The organism is Streptomyces sp. H27-H1 (genome assembly GCF_026627445.1).
Classification (GTDB): Bacteria; Actinomycetota; Actinomycetes; order Streptomycetales; family Streptomycetaceae; genus Streptomyces.
In genome coordinates, this window is record NZ_JAPNLJ010000126.1 from 1 (window position 1) to 2830 (window position 2830).

At 65.8% G+C, this 2830-nt stretch carries 2 protein-coding genes and 4 pseudogenes; 4 read left to right on the forward strand and 2 right to left on the reverse strand.

Annotated elements, in window-relative coordinates; translation table 11 throughout:
* Nucleotides 1-440, forward strand: a pseudogene (locus OTB20_RS42005) (transposase family protein); the annotation flags it as partial.
* Between the two features lie 46 nt (nucleotides 441-486).
* The gene (locus tag OTB20_RS42010; protein ID WP_267825158.1) at nucleotides 487-891 is read left to right on the forward strand and encodes a hypothetical protein; all 405 of its coding nucleotides are present in this window, start codon (nucleotides 487-489) and stop codon (nucleotides 889-891) included.
* Nucleotides 892-900: 9 nt separating this feature from the next.
* On the opposite strand, the pseudogene OTB20_RS42015 reads toward OTB20_RS42010, so the two are convergent.
* Nucleotides 901-1050, reverse strand: a pseudogene (locus OTB20_RS42015) (ATP-binding protein); the annotation flags it as partial.
* A 145-nt stretch (nucleotides 1051-1195) separates the two neighbouring features.
* On the opposite strand from OTB20_RS42015, the gene OTB20_RS42020 reads away from it, so the two are divergent.
* Nucleotides 1196-1627 carry a hypothetical protein gene (locus OTB20_RS42020; RefSeq protein ID WP_267825159.1) on the forward strand — a complete coding sequence of 144 codons (432 nt, stop codon included), beginning with the start codon at nucleotides 1196-1198 and terminating at the stop codon, nucleotides 1625-1627.
* Between the two features lie 117 nt (nucleotides 1628-1744).
* Nucleotides 1745-2380 (forward strand): annotated as a pseudogene (locus tag OTB20_RS42025) (ISL3 family transposase); the annotation flags it as partial.
* A 42-nt stretch (nucleotides 2381-2422) separates the two neighbouring features.
* Here the strand turns inward: OTB20_RS42025 and OTB20_RS42030 are convergent.
* Nucleotides 2423-2698, reverse strand: a pseudogene (locus OTB20_RS42030) (transposase); the annotation flags it as partial.
* Between the last annotated feature and the right edge of the window lie 132 nt (nucleotides 2699-2830).

Consider the following 2830-nt stretch of genomic DNA (forward strand, 5'->3'; position numbering starts at 1 on the left):
GTGCGACCGGGTGGGTGACGCACGCGGCGACTACTCGGGAAAGCACCGCCGCCACGGAGTGAACGTGTAGGTCATCACCGATCCGGACGGCACGATCCTGTGGATCTCCGGGGTGCTGCCCGGCCGCCCACGATCTCACCGCGGCCCGCAGACACCGCATCATCGCCACGTGCCGCCGCTTGGGCATCCCGGCCCTGGCTGATCTGGCCTACCTCGGAGCCGACGGCACCTTCGCCACCGGCCGACGGCGCCGCCCCGGCCAAGAACTCAGCCCTCGCCAGAAGTCGTTGAACAAGGCCGCCCACGCCCGCTTGCGCTACCCCGTCGAGCGAGGCATGACCCGTCTCAAGACCTGGCGGATCTTCCGCAAAGCGCGCTGCAGCCCGACCTGGCTCACCACTGCAGCCAAAGCCATCCTCACCCTGGAGAACTACCGCTGAAAATGCTCACTGATTCGTAGGCATTGCCGTGCGAGATGATGGGGTGGTGGATCATCGCTACTTCAATCAGACCGGCTGGACCGCCATCTTCAGTGGCACCGAAACCGAGATCGGCCGCATGGCGCGGGTGGAGGCATGGGACCCGGCAACAGGGACGGCCCTTGTTGTCGACCCCAAGCGAGGCGCCATCCGTCCCGTCACGGACTACGAGGATTTCTCCCATCTTGAGAAGGCCGACCAGGTTGTAGCCGCAGTGCCTGGAGGTGGGTGGCGGGCGCACTGGAAGGACGAGGGCCCCGGGAAAACCCCGCTGACGGAACAGGTGCTCGCGTGGCTGATCACGTCGCAGGGCCGGGCAACGGCCATCACGATGGACGCTCACGGGCATGTTGGCGATGCCGACAGCGCCGATGTTTTCATCCCGCCCTGCGAGAAACTGGGGCAGGCCTGAGTCTCTGGATCAGGCGACTTCGGTCTCGCGCTCGATGGCCTTGAGGCGGTTCTTCAGCCGGTAGCCGGGGCCGTTGATAGCGACGACTTCGCAGTGGTGCAAGAGGCGGTCGAGGATGGCGGTGGCGAGGACTTCGTCGCCGAATACCTGGCCCCATTCATCTGGGGCTGGCACATGTTCCTTTTCGTGGATCGCCGCTGCCACCGGCCCGTATCCATCTTCTGCTGTCCTCGTTGGTCTTCATGGTGGTGGCCGGATTCTCCAGGTGCTGCCTTGATCGGTCAGGTGCGAGGAAGGTGTGCCGGTGGCATCCCAGTTGAGGGTGGTCCAGGGTGGTGCCGTCCTATTGGAGCCGGTGACCGCCGATCCGTGGGATTTTCAGGCCGACTGCGTTGAGGCGTTTGTTGCCTCATGGCGGGCCCGTGGGTTCAGTCCGGTGACGGTCGAGAACGACATCGGCCTGCTGGAACGGACGCTCACCGCGCTGGGCCGGCCCGCCTGGGATGTCACTCCCGAAGACATCGACCGTATCGTCGGCGACCTGGCTCTTGCCGGGCGGGCGGCCTCGACCCGGCGCGAGTACGTGCAGATCTTCAAGGGCTTCCACCGGTTCCTGCAGGTCCGCAAGGCCGTCGAGATCGAAGCGGGGTTCGGCGTCCGCCTGGTCTGCCCAGTGTCGGCGTACGGCCTGAGCTGGCTCTGGCAAGATTTTCGTAGGCGGAGATCATCTCGGTGACACGGTCGTCCGGTCCGCGTAATGGGCAGCCTGTGACTGTGCCTTGTCGAACTCGAAGATTTGATACCGCAGTTGGCCGATGTGGTGGTTGTGTCGGCCGATGTCTCCGATACCGGCGTGACGGTCCGCGCTCGCACGAGATCCGGTGTTCCAGCAGGATGTACGGGGTGCGGCCAGCGCAGTGCGTGGTGCCACAGCCGTTACGTACGGCGCCTCGCCGACGTTCCCCTCGGAGGCCGGCCCCTGCGCGTCGCCTTGTCCGTACGCCGTCTGTACTGCGAGAACCCAAGCTGTCCGAAGGCGACCTTCGCCGAGCAGGTGCCAGGGTTGACGGTGCGCTATCAGCGTCGGACCCCGTTGCTGCAGGGCCTGGTCGAGGCCGTCGGTGTGGTGCTGGCAGGCCGGGGTGGTGCCCGGATGCTGCAGATCCTGAATCTCACGCTGTCACGGTGCACCGTGCTGGCGCAGTTGATGCGGATGCCGTTGCCGCCCATGGAGACGCCCCGGGTTCTGGGAGTGGATGACTTCGCGCTCTACGGCGACACCTACGGCACGATCTTGGTCGACGCCACGATGCGTCTTCCGCTGACGCTCTGGGCGGGGCGCGATGCCGAACAGCTCAGCCGTTGGCTTCGCGAACACCCGGGAGTCGAGGTCGCCTGCCGCGACGGGTCTCTCACCTACCGGCAGGGCATCACCACGGGCGCCCCCGACGCCGTGCAGGTCAGCGACCGTTTTCACCTCTGGCAGGGCCTCTCCCGCCGTGTTCAGGACATCGCCTCCACCCTCCACAGGCTGCGTGATCGCCGCGGGCCAGACCGCCTCGATCGCCTCGGGCAGGCCCTTGAGCCCGTCGCAGCACACGATCAGCGCATCCACCAGGCCACGGTTCTTCAGCTGGGTCAGCACATGGAGCCAGAACTTGGCGCCCTCGTTGTCCTCGATCCAGATCCCCAGGACGTTCTTAATGCCGTCCACGTCGACGCCGATGACCACGTGCGCGGCCTTGTTCACCACATGCCCGCCATCGCGGACACGGACCCGCACGGCGTCGATGTAAAGGATGGGGTAGCACTGGCGGTTTCCACCGGTCGTTGCGACTCCTGGAGGGAGTCCGTCCCGTGCCGAAGTATCCGCCGAATCGTCTGCCGCTGTCGGTGCCGAAGAAGTACTTCGAACTGCGTAGAGGTGGCCTGAAAGGGG